Origin of the sequence: Anaerocolumna sedimenticola, assembly GCF_009931695.1 — a bacterium.
Lineage (GTDB): Bacteria > Bacillota > Clostridia > Lachnospirales > Lachnospiraceae > Anaerocolumna > Anaerocolumna sedimenticola.
Genome location: NZ_CP048000.1, coordinates 147,934 through 168,236, shown reverse-complemented (window position 1 = coordinate 168,236; position 20,303 = coordinate 147,934). Strand labels below are relative to the sequence as shown.

Annotated in this window: 14 protein-coding genes and 2 pseudogenes; 13 read left to right on the top strand and 3 right to left on the bottom strand. The window is 35.5% G+C overall.

All coding sequences use genetic code 11. The features are described from left to right. The 8 genes from Ana3638_RS00670 to Ana3638_RS00635 all read left to right on the top strand — a co-directional run bounded on the left by Ana3638_RS00670 (window position 1) and on the right by Ana3638_RS00635 (window position 9,617). Window positions 1-1,572, top strand: a complete 1,572-nt coding sequence (locus tag Ana3638_RS00670) for an ammonium transporter (RefSeq protein WP_161836115.1) — start codon at window positions 1-3, stop codon at window positions 1,570-1,572. Window positions 1,573-1,701: 129 nt separating this feature from the next. Continuing rightward, on the top strand, window positions 1,702-2,040 hold the full coding sequence (locus Ana3638_RS00665) for a P-II family nitrogen regulator (RefSeq protein WP_161836114.1): 339 nt from the start codon (window positions 1,702-1,704) through the stop codon (window positions 2,038-2,040). A gap of 330 nt (window positions 2,041-2,370) precedes the next feature. Next, entirely contained in the window at window positions 2,371-3,390 is a 1,020-nt protein-coding gene (locus tag Ana3638_RS00660) for a LacI family DNA-binding transcriptional regulator (RefSeq protein WP_161836113.1), read from the top strand. A gap of 300 nt (window positions 3,391-3,690) precedes the next feature. Then, window positions 3,691-5,079: an ABC transporter substrate-binding protein gene (locus Ana3638_RS00655; protein ID WP_246240652.1), complete on the top strand. Its 1,389-nt coding sequence runs from the start codon at window positions 3,691-3,693 to the stop codon at window positions 5,077-5,079. Window positions 5,080-5,213: 134 nt separating this feature from the next. Further along, window positions 5,214-6,164: a carbohydrate ABC transporter permease gene (locus Ana3638_RS00650; RefSeq protein ID WP_161836112.1), complete on the top strand. Its 951-nt coding sequence runs from the start codon at window positions 5,214-5,216 to the stop codon at window positions 6,162-6,164. Window positions 6,165-6,177: 13 nt separating this feature from the next. Then, complete coding sequence (locus Ana3638_RS00645; RefSeq protein ID WP_161836111.1) at window positions 6,178-7,017, top strand: carbohydrate ABC transporter permease; 840 nt, start codon at window positions 6,178-6,180, stop codon at window positions 7,015-7,017. A 192-nt stretch (window positions 7,018-7,209) separates the two neighbouring features. After that, on the top strand, window positions 7,210-8,064 hold the full coding sequence (locus Ana3638_RS00640; protein ID WP_161836110.1) for a class II fructose-bisphosphate aldolase: 855 nt from the start codon (window positions 7,210-7,212) through the stop codon (window positions 8,062-8,064). A 206-nt stretch (window positions 8,065-8,270) separates the two neighbouring features. After that, window positions 8,271-9,617 carry an L-fucose/L-arabinose isomerase family protein gene (locus tag Ana3638_RS00635; RefSeq protein ID WP_161836109.1) on the top strand — a complete coding sequence of 449 codons (1,347 nt, stop codon included), beginning with the start codon at window positions 8,271-8,273 and terminating at the stop codon, window positions 9,615-9,617. A 266-nt stretch (window positions 9,618-9,883) separates the two neighbouring features. On the opposite strand, the gene Ana3638_RS00630 is transcribed toward Ana3638_RS00635, so the two are convergent. After that, window positions 9,884-10,495, bottom strand: a complete 612-nt coding sequence (locus Ana3638_RS00630) for a carbohydrate-binding family 9-like protein (RefSeq protein ID WP_161836108.1) — start codon at window positions 10,493-10,495, stop codon at window positions 9,884-9,886. A 291-nt stretch (window positions 10,496-10,786) separates the two neighbouring features. Between Ana3638_RS00630 and Ana3638_RS00625 the strand changes: the two genes are divergently transcribed. Further along, complete coding sequence (locus Ana3638_RS00625) at window positions 10,787-11,572, top strand: sulfite exporter TauE/SafE family protein (RefSeq protein ID WP_161836107.1); 786 nt, start codon at window positions 10,787-10,789, stop codon at window positions 11,570-11,572. A 352-nt stretch (window positions 11,573-11,924) separates the two neighbouring features. On the opposite strand, the gene larC is transcribed toward Ana3638_RS00625, so the two are convergent. Then, window positions 11,925-12,734: a nickel pincer cofactor biosynthesis protein LarC gene (gene larC / locus Ana3638_RS00620; protein WP_161836106.1), complete on the bottom strand. Its 810-nt coding sequence runs from the start codon at window positions 12,732-12,734 to the stop codon at window positions 11,925-11,927. A gap of 35 nt (window positions 12,735-12,769) precedes the next feature. Beyond that, window positions 12,770-13,816, bottom strand: a complete 1,047-nt coding sequence (locus Ana3638_RS00615) for a LacI family DNA-binding transcriptional regulator (protein ID WP_161836105.1) — start codon at window positions 13,814-13,816, stop codon at window positions 12,770-12,772. 202 nt (window positions 13,817-14,018) lie between these two features. Between Ana3638_RS00615 and Ana3638_RS26685 the strand changes: the two are divergent. From Ana3638_RS26685 to Ana3638_RS00595, 4 genes and pseudogenes are all read left to right on the top strand, one after another. Continuing rightward, window positions 14,019-15,199: pseudogene (locus Ana3638_RS26685) on the top strand (diphosphate--fructose-6-phosphate 1-phosphotransferase). A gap of 89 nt (window positions 15,200-15,288) precedes the next feature. Continuing rightward, the gene (locus Ana3638_RS00605; RefSeq protein ID WP_161836104.1) at window positions 15,289-16,125 is read left to right on the top strand and encodes a triose-phosphate isomerase family protein; all 837 of its coding nucleotides are present in this window, start codon (window positions 15,289-15,291) and stop codon (window positions 16,123-16,125) included. 85 nt (window positions 16,126-16,210) lie between these two features. Further along, window positions 16,211-17,661, top strand: a pseudogene (locus Ana3638_RS00600) (lactate racemase domain-containing protein). A 148-nt stretch (window positions 17,662-17,809) separates the two neighbouring features. Continuing rightward, entirely contained in the window at window positions 17,810-19,900 is a 2,091-nt protein-coding gene (locus tag Ana3638_RS00595) for a methyl-accepting chemotaxis protein (RefSeq protein ID WP_161836103.1), read from the top strand. The last annotated feature ends 403 nt before the right edge of the window (window positions 19,901-20,303 follow it).

Here is a 20,303-nt window from a genome sequence, read left to right as displayed (position 1 = left end):
ATGAAAAAATCTGGAACAATTATTGGTTTACTGCTGGCATTAGGTATAGCTGCAATTGCCTTAGCTCTGGCCTTTTCGTCACCAGGCAGTGCTGATCCGACCGGTGCTTCTTATGTTCTCCCCACCGGATCGGAAACGATTACGGATGTTGCTACCACTGCAAACAAAGCTTATTATGGAGCAAACTTTACTTGGATTATGATAACCGGTTTTATGGTATTCTTTTTCCAATGTGGTTTTGCCATGGTTGAAACCGGATTCTGCCGCGGTAAAAATGCTGCCCATACTATGACAATGAACTTTATGGTATTCTTAGTTGGTGCAATCGGATATTTTCTGTGTGGCTTTGCCTTCCAATTCGGCGGTTCCGGCGGTGCGGCTGGACTGGGAACCGGTGGTGGAGCACTGAACTCCATGCTTTCCATACCCGGACTTGGAGGTATTTTGGGTTATAAAGGATTTTTATTATCCGGTGACGGTATCTATGATCCCGGTATTTATGCATTATTTTTCTTCCAAATGGTATTTATGGACACAACTGTAACAATTCCAACCGGAGCAGTTGCAGAAAGAGTAAAATATTCAGCTGTTGTTATTACCTCTTTCTTTATTTCCATGTTTTTATATCCTTTATTCGGAAACTGGGTATGGGGCGGCGGATGGCTTTCCACACTTGGGAAGAATTTTGGTTTAGGTCATGGGGTAGTTGATTTTGCAGGATCTGCAGTCGTTCACTCCATGGGCGGTATGCTTGCTTTAGCAGGTGCTATTGTTATCGGACCCAGAATCGGTAAATTCAAAAAGGATGGAACAACCAGAGCTTTCCCAGGCCATGATATTCCTATGGCAATAATAGGTACCATTATATTATTCTTCTGCTGGTTCTCCTTTAATGCCGGTTCCACTTTAAACTCATCTGATTTCAGGCTTTCCGTTGTCGCCACCAATACGATGGTAGCCGGTGCTATCGGTGGTTTAGTAGCTATGTTTTATATGTGGATTAAATACGGCAAACCAGATCCATCCATGACGGCAAATGGAGCGCTTGCAGGACTTGTTGCAATCACTGCGCCATGTGCATTTGTTAATGCTGCATCTGCTTTTATTATAGGATTAATTGCAGGTTTACTGGTTTGCGTTTCTGTAGCTTTTGTTGAAAATAAATTAAAACTGGATGATCCGGTTGGCGCTATTTCAGTTCATTGTGTAAACGGTTTATGGGGAGTACTTTCCTTAGGATTATTTGCTGATGGTTCCTATGGAGACGGTTTAAACGGTGTCGCTGGCGGTGTTACAGGTTTATTATATGGTGATGCTTCCCAGTTTGCAGCGCAGTTAATTGCAGTAATAGTACTATTTGTATGGGGTTTCGGAGTATCCTTTGTTTTCTTTAAAGTTCTTGATAAAATATGGGGGCTGAGAGTTTCTCCGGAAGCAGAACTTGTCGGTCTGGATATTCCTGAAATGGGTATTGCGGCTTATCCTGATCTGCAGCTGATTAAGTCAGAATTAGATTTTGATTCAGCTGATAATGCTGCAATAAAACAGTTGGCAAGGTTTAAAACCAGATAGAATAATTTGACAATAAAAAATTACATGATTATAATGATATTATAAAGACGGGGGGCATTTCGTTATTTAGATGATATCCTTGTCATGATCAGGAACATTGCGGCCGGTGTGCCGAAAGGAGGCTATTGTATGAAGAAGCTGGAAATAATTATTAAACCCGAAAGGTTGGAGGATTTAAAGAAAATTCTCAATGATAATAAAGCAAATGGTTTAATGATTTCAAATATTATGGGGTATGGGAATCAAAAAGGGTATACAACAATTTATAGAGGTACTGAAACAACAGTAAATCTACTGCCTAAAGTAAAAGTTGAGACAGTTGTTCCTACGGAAGTAGCAGAAGTAATTGTTGATGAAGTAGTTAAACAGATTAATACCGGCAATTATGGCGACGGTAAAATATTTATCTATGATGTGGATGATGTAGTAAGAATCCGTACCGGTGAGCGTGGCAAAGAAGCATTATAAGTATATATAAAGTATAAATTTAGATAGGAATATAAATGTTACATTAAAAGTATTATATAAAAGTGCAGGAATGCGTAAATCTGATTCCTGCATTTTTTATGCAATAGAAAATTTTGTTCTGTTGCTCCGAAAAACGCTCTGTAAAAGATCTTACTTGGTGTATATAATTGAGTACCTAAAAACCGTACATAGAAAGATTTTGCAAAGTAAACTCAAGTAATGTATAAAATTTAAGTTATTCAATATAAATAGGGTTGACAAATTAAAACATCATGTTATAATAAATTTTGTTATATACATACGAGTTTACATGTAAGGGGATTGTACATAATGAACAATAATAAAAGGGTAACACGGGCTGATGTAGCGAAGTATGCAAATGTTAGTGAAACTATCGTCTCCTATGTTATCAATAATAATCGATATGTTGATCAAAGTAAAAGAGAACGAGTAGAAGAAGCAATTCGTGTATTGAATTATCGTCCCAATAATGTAGCAAGAGCTTTAAAAGGGAAGCAAAGTAATCAGATTATTTTTATTGCCGATCAAATTACAAATGAATATTTTAGCCGCATCGTTAGTGAGATGGACAAATTCGCTTATGAAAAAGGTTATTTAATATCATTATGCGCCAATAGAAATACCCAAGAATTTGTTTCACAGGTAATCAGCCGCCAATATGATGGTATCATCATTAGTTCTACAAGTTTTCCCGAAGAATATGTTAAGCAATTTGTAGATGCTAATATTCCTTTAGTACTTTTTATGAATCGGAGATATAATAATATTCCCAGAAATGTCGGTGTTATTGATTCCGGATTATATAGCGGCGCAAGAGATTGTGTTAAATATTTAGCATCAAAAGACAGAAAGCATATTTTGTATCTAGACAGAATTAGTTCTAAAGGAACCATGAGTACCATGGATGATTTAAGATTAAGCGGATTTGTTGATGAGATGATTGAGAGTGGACTGGAATTTACCAATGACCGGATTATTGCCGGATGCTGTACGGAAGATCAGGTAGAAGCTGAAATCATTAAAAGGATGAATAACGGACTGAAAGTTGACGGGATTTTTGGAAGAAATGATATGTTAGCATGTGTAGCTTTGTCCGCTGTAAGTAAATTAAATTTGAAAGTTCCTGAAGATATCTCCGTAATTGGCTTTGATAACTCTTCCATAAGCAGATTTTGTAGTCCTAAATTAACGACTATGGAGATGCAGCGAGAAGAAATTAGTAAAGCTACTATTGATATGCTTCAGATGATAATTGATGGAAAAGATGGAAACCTGAAAGCTTCTTTTAAAACAAATTTAATCCGCAGAGAAAGTACTGGTTATAATTAATAAATTAGAAACGAACTAATATGAAGCATCGGTATACAATAGGTATATATATATTTTAATGACATCATAAAAAGTAGATTTTATTAAAGAAATAAAATCTTTTTAAAACGACAATGTACATACGAGTGTACATATGAAATTTATGGTAATTCAGTGTTTTTTTCAACCCAATTACGAAAGTTAAGCTTATAAGAAATAACTAGTTACTTTTATACTTATTACAAAACGGGAAAGAGTAGATAATATAGTTGTTATCATTATAAGTGACTTAATAAAATTTTTTAAAAGGAGAGGTTAAAAATGAGTAAGATGAAAAAAGTATTAGCTTTATTGTTAATCTTTGTATTAACAGTATCATTGGGGGCCTGTGGTAGTACTAAAAAAGAAGATACTAAAACAGACACTACAGACACTGCAAAAGGAAATGCAACAGCCGATACAACAGGGACGGCAGATGAAGCAGCTTCACAAGAAGATGGTGAATATGAATTCACGGAACCGGTAACTATTAAATTTGCCAATTATGCGGTTTTAGAAGCAGGGTATGACAAGTTTTGGGAAAATGTTAAACAAGGTTTTGAAGAAAAGTACCCTAATATTAAAATTGAATACATGACGGCTGAATATGGTCAGATGTTAACCCAAGTTGTTACCTGGGCAGGCGGCGGAGAAACAGTTGATTTAGTTCTGGGTGAGATTCCCTGGATTCCGACATTAGCAGATGCTGGACTTGCAGTTCCGGTAACAGATTTATTTTCTGAAGATTATTTATCACAGATTTATCCTTCCATGTTAGAAGCTACCGATGTAGATGGGGTTCCTTATGGAATACCAATGTATGCATCACCATTTGTAATGTTTTATAACAAAGATTTATTTACACAAGCTGGTTTAGACCCTAACACTCCACCAACTACAGTAGATGAGATGATGGAAATAGCACCGAAACTTGCGGCATTAAAAACAGCAGACGGTAATCCGGTTTATCCCTTTGGTATGACAACAGGTTCCGTATCCGTATCCGGGTCTTGTTTAACTTCGTTAGTGTATGGGTTCGGAGGTTCCGTATTAGACGCAGACGGTAATTTAGATGTTGATAATGATGGATTTAAGCAAACTTTTCAATTTTTAAAAGATTTAGATGATAAGGGATATAATCCTCAAGTAAGTAAATTAAAAGATTTAAGAAATCTATTCGCTTTAGGACAACTTGGTATGTACTATGATACATCCTGGGGATTTAACGGAGTAAATTCCATTAACCCGAATGCAAAAGATTTTATTGCTTCTGCAGCTCCTTTGACTGGCGGTTCCGGTAAAGGTGAAAGCTTAATTCAGGCACATACGTTTATGATGTCTAATAATGGAGAAGCTCAGGTTGAAGCAACAAAATTATTAATTAAGTATATTCTAACAGAAGAAATATTAGCTCCATACTTGGAAAATGTCGCACCTGGTTACCCATCAATGAGTGCATTAAGCGAAATACCTGCAATTACAGAATCACCAGTATTATCAGGTGCATTAAGCTCAATTAATACTGCAAAAGGTATCGCTAATGTACCTGCAATCAATGATTTTAATATTGAACTTACAGCGCTGGCACAAGCTGTTACAGTAGATGATAAAGATATTGATACTGCCATAAATGACTTTAAAACTTCAGCAGGAAGTATTTTAGGAAATTAGTTTTGATTGGACTGACTGTTGCAAAATATAATATTTTTGCAACAGTCACAACCTAATAAATGTGCAGAATTGTTTAATACTTGCATGGAGGACAATTATGTTAAATAATAATGAAAAAGAAAGGGGAATTTCTAATGCAAAATAAGTCCGGATCACTAGATTCCCAAAAGACTAAAGGTGCACCAGTACTAAAAAAAATTACAAAAGATAAACTATTTGCCCTAGCATTACTTACCCCAGGTTTCATTGTAACCGTAATGTTTATATTAATACCAGTTTTTGACTCAGTTATTAAGAGTTTTCAGAATTATAAAATTAAGAATATAATTGCCAAAACACCTGGTGAATGGAACAACTTTGATAATTATGCAAAACTATTTTCAAATAATAAATTATTACCTTCAATAGAAGTTACCTTTATATTTGTTTGTGGAGTTGTTATATCCCAGTTTATTTTGGGAATGGCTATGGCGTTAGTTCTAAATTCGAATTTAAAAGGCGCCAGATTTATAAGAAGTATTATGATGGCTCCCTGGATTGTACCAACAATTATATCTGGTCTTATATGGATGTGGATATATCAACCTCAATATGGGTTGCTAAAATATATAGTTAATCTATTTAGCTTTGGACATGTTACAGATTTTGCAATGTTAAATAATCCTGCCACGGCGCTTTTTGGAATTGCAATTGCAGCTTTATGGAAACAGATCCCTCTGGCAGCACTTTTACTCGTATCCGGGTTAGCCAATGTACCGGATGAAACAATGGAAGCTGCAACCGTTGACGGAGCAAATGCAGTGGACCGCTTTTTTCATATTACAATTCCCTATATGAAAAGCATCATTAAAGTTACAACCTCAATGGCGATTATTGAGAACTTTAAACAATTCCCTCTGATTTGGACAATGACAGGCGGAGGCCCCAACAATTCAACCAATACGTTAGCGATTTTAAGCTATAGAGAAGCATTTGTATCAAACAATCTGGGATCCGGTGCAGCCGTAACTACAATTTGGATGCTTTTAATGATTGTTGTAGTCGTATTATTTAATTTTATATTTAAAGATACCAGTATGGAATAGGAGGATAATACATATGAAAAAGAAACAACTGATTTTTAGTATCATTCGTTATATTGTAGTTGCATTGATTTTATTATTTCTTCTATTTCCGCTATATTGGGTTTTAATAACTTCATTTAAAGAAAATATGGAAGCATACAAATTTCCGCCAACATTTTTCCCGCAATTACCTACATCCAAAGCATATGTAAAATTATTTACGGAGGATCAATATTTCTTCCGTTACTATACAAATAACTTTATTGTTTCCGGTGCATGTGCTGTTTTAACTACGTTTATGGCGATTATATCCGGTTATGCCCTCTCAAGATTTCATTTTAAATGGAATAAGTGGATCATAGCAGCATTTACTTCAGCCCAGATGTTTCCGATTGTAAGCCGTATGATTTCATTATATGGCCTTATGGGTAAGATGAACTTAATAAATACACATCAAGGTTTAATATTAGCACTAACTGCAGCTATGATACCATTTTCCACCATGTTAATGGCAAGTTTCTTTGACAGTATACCAAAAGCACTTGAAGAAGCTGCGTTTATTGATGGAGCAGGCAGATTTAAGATTTTATTTTCAGTTATTATACCGTTAGTAAAACCGGGTATTGTGGCAGTTGGTATCTATTCATTATTAATGACATGGGATGACTATCTTCATGCAAGTACGTTGATTCAAACAGATTCCCTTCGTACACTCTCAGTCGGGGTATCGGTTCGATATTTAGGTGAATTATCATACGATTGGTCATTAATTAATACTATTTCAGTAATTGGGGTTATCCCAATGTTACTGCTGTTCTTTTTCTTCCAGAAACATCTTGTAAAAGGACTGGTACAGGGTGCAGTAAAAGGATAAACAAAAAGTCCTATTGCTGTAACTATTTAGTATTCCAAATAATTCGCAGTATTCGAGTAAATTAGCTCGTAAAGCGGTTAAAACGTGATTGTAATATGTATTTTTTGCATATTTTCAAGAACGAATTAATGGTTGTATGTAAGAAACGCAGTGACTGAACAAATAACGAATAGGAAAGAAGGACATATAAATATGCTAGTAACAAATAAAGAAAATATAGAACATGCCAGCCGTAATGGCTATGCAATTCCGGCAATTAATACACAGGGTGGCAATTATGATATCATATGGGCAATCTGCCGTGCTGCAGAAGAAATGAATTCTCCGATTATTTTAGCACATTATGTATCTACAGGGGCATATTCAGGGAATGATTGGTTTGTAGAAGTATCAAAATGGTGTGCGAATAAGGTAAAAGTACCGGTATCCATTCATCTTGATCATGGAGACAGTTATGAGATTTGTAAGGAAGCATTAAACTTGGGATTTACCTCTGTAATGATCGACGGATCTACCAGACCAATAGAAGAAAATGCTGAAATTACGAATAAAGTTATAACAGAAGCAAAAAAATATGGAGTTATGGTTGAAGCAGAGATTGGGGAGCTTGTTCGATTAGATGAAGACGGAGCAGTTACGGAGAACAAAAATATTGCTAATCCTGAAGATGTTCGAAAATTTCTTTCTTTATGTAATCCGGATTCTTTAGCAATAGGAATTGGTAATGCACATGGCTATTATAAAGGTGAACCGGATATTAAACTTGAAGTCTTAAAAGCGGTCAGAGAGTTTACGGATATACCACTTGTTCTTCACGGCTGTACCGGAATGTCACAAGAGGTTATTAAGGAAGCAATTTCTCTGGGAGTTTCCAAGATTAATTTCGGAACAGAAATACGTTATAAATATGTAGAGCACTATTCCTATGGATTAGAACACTTAAATCATCAGGGACATTCCTGGAAGTTATCCCAATTTGCCAATGACAGGTTAACAGAAGACATTAAAGATATAATAAGATTAGCAGGTTCAGACGGTAAAGCATAATTTTATTTTAATGAATTTTAAGATGGTCTCAGAATAAGAGAGATTACATATATTAACCTGTTTTGGTATAATAGGCTCATAAATTGGGTGAAAGAAAAGCAAAAATTTCAGCTTGTTTGGTATAAATTCCATACGCACTTGATACGGAGAAACTTATAGTATAGAGTTTCTCCGATTTATAATAATAAAAGAAAAGAGGAAATCTCATGAAAAAACAACTTAACGTCGGATTCATAACAACTCTTTCAGGAAGATGGCCAAGAGAACTTCCTGAAAAAAGAAATAAAGAATATGGGGAATGGCTTCACGCAAATTTACATGACATCAATCTGATAAAAGCAAAATCTTTAGGTGATTCACCGCAGGCAGTTGAAGAAATCTCAAATCAATTTAAAGAAGAAGCGGTAGATATTATTGTAATGGTATATGGGGCATTTACAGGAGATGATGTTTCAACATGCCTTGCTGAAAATCTTAATGTTCCCATTGTTCTCTGGGCACCTCATGAGCCGGAATTTGATAAGAATGATAGATTATATGCCAATGCATTGGTAGCATTAACTATGAATTCTGCTTCCTTAAAAAGATTAGGTTATACCTGTTATGCCGTTTATGGAGATAAAGAAGAATCTGATATTGCATCAAAGGTTATAAATTTAATTGCATCCTATAACGTTGTAAATAAACTAAAAGGCACCGTACTGGGACTATTTGGTTATCGTCCGACTGCTTTCTACAATTCCAGCTTTAATGAAGGGTTGATTCGAAAAACTTTTGGTATCCGTATGGAAGAAACAGATTTAAAAGTAGTATTTGATGAAATGGAAAAGTTACCCAGAGAAGCATATGAGGCAGATATGGATCAGATGTCGAAAGCATATGATGTAAGTAAACTTCCGGAGGGCCATTTAGAGAATCACTCCAAGTTATATCTGGCTTTAAAAGATCTTATGGAGAGGCAGGCTTATGATTTTGCAAGTATTAAATGCTGGCCGGAAATGGGGAATCTGCATACAACTCCATGTGCTGTGTTAGGTAGATTAGCTGATGAAGGTTTGAATATTGGATGTGAAGGAGATGTTGATGCTGAACTGGCACAAATCGTACAGCATTACCTTACCGGACTTCCGACTTTCATTACTGATATGATTAATATTGATGAAAAGGATAATGTAATGACTTTCTGGCATTGTGGAAATGCAGCACCATCTTTGAAGAATCCAAAACATGATTTCACAATTCAGAACCATCCTTTAGCCGGACAGGGAACAGCATTTTATGGTGATCTAAAAGAAGGCAAGGTTACAATAGCGAGATTTTGCAATATTGATGATTCTTATAAATTATTCCTGCTTAGGGGGACTGCAATTGATAAGGACCGCTATACCAAAGGCATTATGGCTAATATTAAGGTAGAAACACCCGTAAGAAAAATTGTAGAGCAGATAATAGAAGAGGGTATACCTCACCACTACAGTATTGTATGGGAAGACGTTGCGGATTCCATGATAGCTATTTGCAAATTATTAAATATACCAGTTATAGAGATGTAGGATAAATAGAATAATAAGAGTTTGGATAATAATGCAGACAAACACTTTTGAATATAGATCAAAATGTTTAGGACAGTACTATTATCCAACCTCTTTTTTTATTGAAACAGGTAATTGCCGGAGATAACATTGAGTTAATACGGGTTTTCCTGCCGAAGCTGGCTCTAAAGGGCTCTAAGGAGGTAAAACCCATATAATTTTATGAGGTAAAAGTTTAAATTAAAAATGAAATTCATTTCATGTTGAGAACCCGCGTAAAGAATATTTTATTCCATAATCACAGCATCTGCGAAATATTCCGGCAGATGAAAGTTCCAGGATGGAAGATCAATCTTCGTATAACTGCCATAATGGGCGATAGGAATATCGTTGTGGCATAATTTGTAAAAGTTACAGCGTATTTTATCCCCTGGTTCGAAAGATTCTTTGCCAAAAAGGTCTTTTACATATTGTAAGGGAATTTGAACCTCTACCGTCCAGGAATCTTTATTGACTTGTGCCATACAAAAACATCTGGCATTGGTAAATTCGGTATAAACTTTTCTTCCCGGTGGTTTCTCACCAAAACGGTTGAGCATTGCTCCGTTGGCATTCATTTCGATATTAACATAAGTACCTTTCTCTGTTTCCGGTGCAAAGTCGATAAAAACCTCCATCGCACTGTCCTGAAAAACCGGATCTTCATTATTTATAAAGGTTCTCAAGGGATCTTTTTCTTCACATTTCATTGAAACAACAAATCCTTTTTCTTTGATATAGGCCATTGTACCATATGCAGCAGGTCTGTAATCGCCGCCCCAATTGTATTGGTCTATATGAAAAATAGGGCAGTCTTTAAGTTGTGATTTTTCTTGTATCGTATGTATTTCGTAAATCATAGTATCATAATTCCTTTCTCATTATGTGCAGTCAAAATCTTACTTTCCAATGCTTGTATCGTATATTAAGATTATACAGAATTTTTATCAGGAGAAGGTAACAATAATAGGCAAACGTTTGCATAAAATTTGGTTTAGAATTGTGGGATTCTAAAGCTGTTTATGCTAATATTTATTCCAGTGTTAAAAAAAGAATTTAAATCATCTTCCTTCCGTTACTTATTTTTTAGAACTTGTTAACTTATATAACCTCAGTGGCTATAATTAATATCAAACTTGGAGGAAAACAATGTGTATTTTATATTTTTACTTGTAAGCTTTTTGGCATCGGCAGTGGGCGGCATTTGCGGAATTGGAGGCGGTGTTATAATAAAACCGGTACTTGACACGATTGGTGTTATGAGTGTAAGTTCAATCAGCTTTTTATCAGGTTGTACCGTACTTTCCATGTCAACCATATCCGTAATCAAATCATTGAAAAGCGATAAATCAGTAGTTAATTTAAAAACAGCAACAGCATTAGCCATAGGTGCGGCAATCGGTGGTATACTGGGAAAACAGGCATTTCATTATATTTATGTTATTTTCCCGAAGGAGAAAACAGTAGGAGCAATACAGGCTATTGTCTTAATCATTATTACAACCGGTACTTTATTATACACTCTTTATTCTAATAAAATTAAGACCTATGTAATTAGTAATCAAGTGGTATGTGTTTTAATTGGTTTATTTTTGGGTGTTTTATCTTCTTTCTTAGGCATTGGCGGTGGACCAATTAATTTAATTGTACTTACTTATTTTTTTTCAATGGACCTCAAGTGCGCAGCTGTTAATTCCTTATACATAATTATGTTTTCACAATTTACCAGTTTATTTAACTCAATAATAAGCGGGGTTATTCCTGAATTTAATACACTCGCATTGATTCTTATGGTTATAGGGGGAATGTCCGGAGGAATGGTCGGAAGTAAAGTAAATAAAACCATATCTGTTAAAGGGGTAAATAAATTATTTATTGCATTAATGGTTGTCATAATTTTCATTAATATATATAATGCAGTAAAGTTTTCAATTTAATGAATTAAAAAAATAAAAAAACTAAAAATAAATAAAAAATATAAATTTTATATTATTCCATGAAAATTCATTTGAGTTGGAAAACAGATTTTAAAACGAATGAAAACTGAATATTTGAGTGAGATACAAAAATAAATCTATGAAAGTATCACAACATAGAAAAGAGGCATTGGATTAGCTTATAAATTAATCCAATGCCCTTTTTATTTCCGCGAAAGCAAAGTGAGAATTAGCAAGCTTGCTTGCAATAATTCGAATGGGTACGCTAACCGAAGAAACTCACAAAGCGTGGTTCTTCGGTTTGTATAATACAAATCAAAAAAGGCTTTAATAAATACGAATGCTAAGAATTTTAGCTGAATTCTTCAATAATCATTGCCCTTAATATCCCGGCTTGCTCATATTCACGTTTTCCTGCACCGATCCCGATTTTAACAATTTTAAATTCTTTTGGTAAAGAGTCTTTCGTTTTGATTGCAGCGACAATTGCAGCTCCGGTTGGCGTAACTAATTCATTTTTTATAGAGGTTATATGCAGAGGTAAATTATAGTCTGCTGCAATATTGGCAACTGCCGGAACAGGAACAGGGAGCATTCCGTGGCGGCATCTGATATGACCGGTACCCTCATATAATTCGGATACAATAACCTCTTCAATACCGAGATTATCCAGGCAAACGGCAGTAGCAACGATATCCACGATGGAATCAATTGCGCCAATTTCATGAAAATGTACTTCTTCTATAGGCAGTCCATGAGCTTTTGATTCTGCAACTGCTACAATATAGAATATTTTCTTAGCAATATCTTTTGCTTTTTCCGTAAGATTTGACTGATCTATGATGGAATTGATTACATATAAATTTCTGTGATCCTGCCGGCCAAGATGTATATGATCCTGATTATCCGCAGGTTTATGCTTTTGGTTGTGACTATGGTCGGTAAATTCACAGCTTTCCTGATCAAGGATGACATCAAAATCACAAGCATCTATACTGGCTTTCATTCTTCTTCCGATTTTTATTTTATAACCGTCTACATGCAGGCTTTTTAAGCCGGTCATTAATATATCCTGATCGGCGCCCAGGTCCAGCAAAGCTGCAACAGTCATATCACCACTGATTCCTGAGTAGCACTCTAAGTATAATGTTTTTTTATTCATGTTTTTTTCCAACTTTCCAATAAGTATTTAGATAATTATTTGTTTTTGGCTTTCGTTACCGGCTTAATTCCCATACAGCTTTCTCTGGTAATTATGGAAAATGGGAGTTCAACTTTTATAGGAAGAGTCTTACCATTTTCAATACGGTCAATTAATATTTTGGCTGTCATTTTACCCAGTTCTTCCATCGGAACACGGATCGTAGTAAGCATGGGAGACATGTATTGTGCAGTATCGATATCATCAATACTTATAATTGACACATCAGCAGGAATATTAAGTCCATACTCCTTTATTGCTTTCATTGCTCCAATTGCGGTCAAATCGTTGGCACAGAATAAAGCTGTAACATTAAGCCCCTTTTTTAAATATTCCTTTACTCCATTGTAACCTCCTTCTGAGGATAGAGGTGTAACAATGATATTTTCACGGGTAACCGGTAAGGAGAGTGAATTCATGGTATCCAGATACCCCTGATATCTTAATTCCTTACTTTTTTCTCCCACATAACCAATGGAAGTATGTCCTAAATTGTGAAGATATTTAACAGCCGCAACAGAAGCCTGATATCCGTCACATATTACCTGGTCAAAATCGGTATCTATCGTATTAAGGCCGGTATAAACTACATGTTTATATTGTTTTTTAATAAAGGTCAGCAAGTTCTTATCAAATCGTCCAAGCACTGCAATACCATTTACCTGATTACTGGAAATCACATGAAAGGTATTGGCATCATTGATATCATAAGCGGAGAAAGAATATTTCATAATGTATCCTTGCCTGAAAGCTTCCTGTTCAATGGCTCTTGCTATTTGAGAGAAAAAAGGATCATTCGTAGTAATATTTGAACGGGCAAAGATACAGCCAATTGTTTTCGCCAGGGGGACCGAGTATTCTGAATTATTACCTAATTTTAAGTTCCTGGCAGTGGAATTAGGCATATAATTGGTTTCTCTCACAATTCTCCAAATGGTATCCTGAACTTCCTTACTGGCGACTTTTGAATTACTCTGATTAATTACACGTGAGACAGTAGAAATAGAAACTCCCGCCATTTTAGCAATCTCTTTTAATGTCATAGCATCCTCCCATTTATTTTATTTTCTTATTCGTATATGGGGAATCATAAAGCATAAGAATAAGATTATTATACAAATTATATTATAATATTACGATTACTAGTTATGCAAACGTTTGTGTAAAAAAGGTCAAAAATCCGTAGGATTCTATATTTAAATATGATAATATCATTTTGGAAGGAAGAGAAAGGTGGTATCAGATATGAAAGGTAATCTCTTAGTTGTACATGGCGGTGGACCTACTGCAGTTATTAATTCTTCCCTTTATGGTGTAATCACAGAGGCAAAGAAAAATGACAAAATAGATAAAATTTTTGGTGCAATTGGTGGAACGGAAGCAATCTTAAAAGAAAATTTTCTTGATTTGGGAAAAACAAGTGAAGAAAAGCTTGAACTTTTACTTCAAACACCGGGAACTGCTATTGGATCTTCCAGATTTGCACTGGAACAAGAAGATTATAAAAAAATGGTTGAGGTATTTAAAAGAAACAATATTAAGTACGTACTGTTTAATGGCGGTAATGGTTCTATGGATACATGCGGAAAAACACAAAAAGCTTGTGACGGAGAAGAAATTTATGTAGTAGGTATTCCAAAAACGATTGATAATGATATTTCCATTATTGACCATGCACCCGGTTTTGGAAGTGCTGCAAGGTATATTGCTGCAACTACGGCGGAAATCGGCGCAGATGTGAAATCATTACCGATTCATGTGTGCGTTATCGAAGCCATGGGCAGGAATGCAGGCTGGATTACCGCTGCTTCTGCTTTAGCAAGAAAAAATGATAAAGATGCCCGCATCTCATCTATTTACCGGAAAGGTCCTTTGATGAAGATGAATTTTTAGAAGATGTTAAGAAATTGTATGATGAACTTGGGGGTGTCGTTGTTGTAGTAAGCGAAGGTCTTAAGAATAAAGATGGTGAATCTATCGTCCCGCCAATTTTTAAGAGTGGTCGTGCTGTATATTATGGTGATGTCAGTTCACATTTATCCAATCTGATAATCAAAAAATTGGGAATTAAAGCAAGAAGTGAAAAACCCGGTCTTAGCGGCAGAACTTCAATTGCTCTCCAATCAAGGGTAGACCGTGATGAAGCGGTTTTAGTCGGAAGAGAAGCAGTGAAAGCAGCAGTTTCAGGGCATACCGGAGTTATGGTTGGAATTAACCGTATACCGGGGAAAGAATATAGGATTGAAACTTCCTTAATTCCCATAGAAAAAGTTATGTTGCATGAACGAGTGCTTCCTAAAGAGTATATCAACGAACGCGGTAATAATGTGACAAAAGAATTTGTAGAGTGGTGTAAACCGTTAATCGGCGAAGAATTAGGTGATTTTATTAGTTTTAAAGATGGGTATGCTCCTAACGGCAACTGAAACTCAAACAAGTACGAATTGTGTGGAGATTAAAAATTTAAAGGATTGCAATAGACTATGTAATTCAAGTTTATGAAAGGAAGAAAAAATTGAAACATATATATCTTAATTTAAAAAGATTTGATATTCCAAAAGAATATGGCGGAGTAAATAATATAGCCAGCCCTGGTGAATGGGGAAAGTATATTGTAGAAAATACAAAGGACCAATTGAATAAATATGATAAAAATGAGATTGAATTTGTTATGTATTTCCCGGAAGCACACTTACTTGGCGCAATTAGTGCTTTAAATGAAAACAGTATACTTCAGATTGGATGTCAGAGTGTATTCCGCGAAGATACTGCAAACGGTGGTAATTTCGGGGCATTTACAACAAACAGAACCGGCAATGCTATGAAAGCTATTGGTTGTACGGGAACAATTATTGGCCACTGCGAAGAGAGAAAAGATAAAGCAGGTATTTTATCAGAGGCAGGTGTTACTGATACGGACGCTGTAAACCGTATTCTTAACAAAGAGATAAAAGCGGCAATTGCAGCAGGTTTACATGTATTATATTGTATTGGTGAAAGTGCCGATGAACAGAAAAACTGGCAGGAAGTTCTGAGTAAACAATTATCTATCGGCCTTGATGGAGTGGACAAGAGTAAAATTGCTATTGCATATGAACCAATTTGGGCCATTGGGCCTGGTAAAACGCCCCCGGACAGAGAATATATTGAAAAAATTGCTAAATTCATTAAAACAGAGACAAATGGATTACCGGTTACATACGGTGGAGGCCTTAAAGTAGATAATGCAAAGATGTTGGCATCCATACCGGAGGTTGATGGTGGGCTGATTGCATTAACCAGATTCCAGGGTGAAATAGGTTTCTATCCGGATGAATATTTGGAAATAATTAAAACCTATATGGGTAAATAAACAGGCGTTTGCGAAAACTAAAGTAAAAGAAGAAAGGAAAAGGTTGTAACGCAGACTTGTCTGCGGTAAGCAATGGGTGAAGAATATGAAATTATCATTTGAATACGGACATGGTATGATGGAGGCAAATCTGCCGGATGATACGGACGTTTTTATAACGGGAGAAACAGTAAAAGATCCTCCCTGTATTCCGGAAGATCAATTGGTTGAGAAAACTTTAGAATCTCTTCGTAATCCAATTGGGATGGAACCCTTAACTAAATTAGCAAAAAAGGTTCAAAAGTTACGATTATATTCCCTGATAGGGTAAAGGGAGGAGAACAGGCAACATCTCACCGTAAAATATCAATAAAATTAATATTAAAAGAATTATATAGTGTTGGCGTTGAAAAGAAAGATATTCTCCTTATCTGTTCCAATGGACTTCACAGGAAGAATACCGAGAAAGAAATCAGAGGTGTTTTAGGAGACGAGTTATTTCATGAATTTTGGTATTCTCATCAGATTATAAATCATGACAGTGAAGATTATGATCATCTTGTTGACCTGGGTGTTACAGACCGGGGAGATCCTGTTATTATGAATAAATATGTATATGACAGTGACGTTGCCATACTTATCGGACATACACAGGGTAATCCTTATGGCGGTTATTCAGGCGGATATAAGCATTGTGCTACGGGTATTACCCATTGGAGATCCATTGCTTCCCACCATGTACCGGAAGTAATGCATAGAAAGGATTTTGTTCCGGTAAGCGGTCATTCCATGATGAGGACTAAGTTTGATGAGATAGGACAGCATATGGAAAAATGTATGGGTAAGAAATTCTTCTGTTGTGATGCCGTACTTGACACAAAATCAAGACAAATTGAAATAAACAGCGGTTATGCGAAAGAAATGCAGCCAATTTCCTGGAAAACAGCAGACAAAAGGACCTATGTTCCCTTTGCCGAAAAAAAATATGATGTATTGGTATTTGGTATGCCGCAGTTCTTCCATTATGGAGACGGTATGGGAACCAACCCTATTATGCTTATGCAGGCGTTATCCGCTCAGGTAATACGTTTTAAGAGAATAATGAGTGATAAATGTGTAATTATCTGTTCGTCAGCTTGTAATGGATATTTTCATGATGAATTATGGCCATATTTAAGAGAAATGTATGATATGTTCCAAAAAGACGGTATGAATACACTGCCTGATATGAACCGTCTTGGTGAATACTTTGCAACCAATGAAGAATATATAAGGAAATACCGTTATGCAAATGCATTTCATCCATTCCATGGATTTTCAATGATATCCTGCGGCCATATTGCGGAACAAAATACTTCTGCGATTTATCTGGTTGGGGCAGAACAGCCAGGATATGCAAGAGGTATGGGGTTAAAAACCAGGGCATCATTCGAAGAAGCCCTAGAGGATGCAAAGAAAAAATTTGTAGGTCCAAATCCTAATATTTTAGCATTGCCTATGACTTACAAATTAGCATCTGTTCATCTTATGATGAAAGACGAAGTATATAACGGTTAATATAATAAGTATTTGAACACAGCGGGAGACTGTTTTTGCTTTAATCCATTGAATTAAGGCAGACTAGCTCCCGCTAAAATAGGTTTCATTAATTACAAATAATTTTTTGTGGGTAATAAAACCAAAGAAGGAGAGGGTGAATTTACAAATGATTAAAAAGAAAGTAAAAGGTAACAAAAATAGAGTAGGAAGAAATAAGTTATTAAATAAAAAGGACTTTAATTCAAAGTCAGAGGTAAAATTATCTGCTATTTCGAAGTTATTCAAAAATGATGGTTCTATCCAGAAAAAGATTTCAAATACCATCCTATTGATTGTACTTGCACTTACTATTATTGTGGGAGGAAGTGCTGTTCTGCTGAATTATACCAGTTCTATGGGGGTTTTAAAAACCTCGATGACAGAGACAGCCCGCTTATCGGCAGAACTTGTGAACTCTCAGCTGGAAGAATATTTCCTGATCGCTGAAGAGATGGGAAAAACGTCGAATTTATCTAAGGAGAGTACACCGGCAGCTCAGAAAAAGTTTTTTCTTGAATCCAAAGCAATACAATATAAATTCACTTCCATGGATTTAATTGATACAAAAGGTATAAGTTTAGCCCAGGATAAAAATTTAGGAGCTACGGATTACTTTCAAGCTGCCATGAAAGGTAAAACTTATATCAGTGATATTGTTATTGATGAAAAATCGAAAGAACCAGGCTTTATCATTTCCACACCTCTATGGGCAGGAGGTATTGTCGATAGTGAAATAGTTGGGGTTATTACGATCACACCTCCGTCTGAATTTTTAAATAATATTATTTCTTCCATAAAAATAGGAAAAACAGGAAGTGTATATTTAATGGATAGTACCGGTACCATTATTGCTGATAAGGAAGCTTCTAAAGTCGGAAAATTTAGCGCAATAGAAAAAGCTAAGTCAAATATTTCTTATCGTAGTCTTGCAAAGGTCCATAAAAAAATGATTTCGCTGAATACCGGTTTTGATACATATCAGGAAAAAGCTACTCCTAAAGTAATTGGTTATTCTCCGGTCAAAAACACAAACGGTTGGAGTGTTGGCGTATGTTCAGACAGAAATGAGTTTATGACAGGATTTTATATATCCATACTGATTACGTTAATATTTATGATCATATTTATTTCTTTTGCAGTTGTATTTGGCAGGAAAATAGCATTTCAAATTTCATTACCCATAGAAAAAGCAGTAAAACGTCTGGAACTTCTTTCGAATGGAGACTTGAACACACCGGTACCGGAACCTACGGCCCAAGATGAAACGGCATCGCTTCTTAATTCAATGAAAGTAACAATTGAAAGGCTGAAAGATATTATACACAGTATTTCAAATTCTCTTGGTGAACTTGCAGCCGGAAATCTAAATATAATTTTAGGGGATGAATATATTGGAGACTTTATTCCTTTAGGTATTTCTATTGAAAAGATCGTGGAATCCTTTAATGAATCCTTACTGCAAATAAAAGAAAATGCCGCACAGGTGGCCATTGGATCGGAACAGATTGCAAAATCAGCAGAAAACCTGGCGGAGGGGGCGTCAGATCAGGCAAGTACAGTCGAAGAATTAAACGCTACAATTACTGATATAACAGAAAAAGTAAAAAATAATGCCGCAGGAACACAAGCTGCCAATGAAAAATCAGCGTCTGTAGGAATATGTGTTAATACAAGTAATCAGGAAATGAAACATTTAATGCAAGCAATCGAACTTATTAATGATTCCTCTAATCAAATTGTAAATATTATAAAAACAATAGAAGAAATTGCGGAGCAAACAAATTTACTTTCATTAAATGCAGCAATAGAAGCCGCAAGAGCAGGAACCGCCGGAAAAGGTTTTGCTGTTGTAGCGGAAGAGGTCCGTAAACTGGCAGCCAAGAGCTCTGAAGCTGCAAAAGATACCGCTTCCCTAATACAAAAATCATTAGATGCCGTTGAAAATGGTACCAGGATAGCAGATAGGACAGCAGCTTCATTAAATGAGATTATAACTTCCACGAAAGAAATGCAGAATATTATTGAAGATATTTCAGAAACTTCAAAAGAACAAGCAACTGCATTGGAGCAAGTGACGAATGCAGTGTACCAGATATCTTCAATTATAGAGAGCAATTCTGCAACAGCCCAGGAAAATTCAGCAGCAAGTGAAGAATTGACGACGCAGGCACAAATATTAAATTCTTTAGCAGATAAGTTTCATACAAAACTGAAATAACGAAAATTCTAATGCAAAAGGTTAGGACTGATATATAAGTCTTTCTTCCTTTCTTTTATCAGTAAAATACCTGAGTTTATACAAAATATAAATCATATCCCGATTGACATAGCATTAAATGATATATATTATATATTATTGTAAAGATATCTGAAGTTAAGCTTAATGCAAATGAGATAAAAACTTACTTTATATCCCTCAAAGACGGATCTTTTGAGGAAACCTCATTAATTGAGCTGGACTTAGATAATTGCGAAACTATATTACCTATGGGCTGGATTAACAGTAAGGAAAATTTAAGAAAATAGACCGTTGACAAATTGTCCATAGTACTTTATCCTTGATATAACGGGGCTGCTGCAAAATATCAATTTATTCTGCAGCAGCCCCTAATAATATATGT

Bases quoted from the DNA above. Each gene is read 5' to 3' on its own strand.
- Ana3638_RS00660 (WP_161836113.1), top strand. From the start codon at position 2,371: ATGAACAATAATAAAAGGGTAACACGGGCTGATGTAGCGAAGTATGCA.
- Ana3638_RS00630 (WP_161836108.1), bottom strand. From the start codon at position 10,495: ATGATTTACGAAATACATACGATACAAGAAAAATCACAACTTAAAGAC.
- Ana3638_RS00665 (WP_161836114.1), top strand. From the start codon at position 1,702: ATGAAGAAGCTGGAAATAATTATTAAACCCGAAAGGTTGGAGGATTTA.
- Ana3638_RS00595 (WP_161836103.1), top strand. From the start codon at position 17,810: ATGATTAAAAAGAAAGTAAAAGGTAACAAAAATAGAGTAGGAAGAAAT.
- Ana3638_RS00640 (WP_161836110.1), top strand. From the start codon at position 7,210: ATGCTAGTAACAAATAAAGAAAATATAGAACATGCCAGCCGTAATGGC.
- Ana3638_RS00645 (WP_161836111.1), top strand. From the start codon at position 6,178: ATGAAAAAGAAACAACTGATTTTTAGTATCATTCGTTATATTGTAGTT.
- Ana3638_RS00670 (WP_161836115.1), top strand. From the start codon at position 1: ATGAAAAAATCTGGAACAATTATTGGTTTACTGCTGGCATTAGGTATA.
- larC (WP_161836106.1), bottom strand. From the start codon at position 12,734: ATGAATAAAAAAACATTATACTTAGAGTGCTACTCAGGAATCAGTGGT.
- Ana3638_RS00655 (WP_246240652.1), top strand. From the start codon at position 3,691: ATGAGTAAGATGAAAAAAGTATTAGCTTTATTGTTAATCTTTGTATTA.
- Ana3638_RS00615 (WP_161836105.1), bottom strand. From the start codon at position 13,816: ATGACATTAAAAGAGATTGCTAAAATGGCGGGAGTTTCTATTTCTACT.
- Ana3638_RS00635 (WP_161836109.1), top strand. From the start codon at position 8,271: ATGAAAAAACAACTTAACGTCGGATTCATAACAACTCTTTCAGGAAGA.
- Ana3638_RS00650 (WP_161836112.1), top strand. From the start codon at position 5,214: ATGCAAAATAAGTCCGGATCACTAGATTCCCAAAAGACTAAAGGTGCA.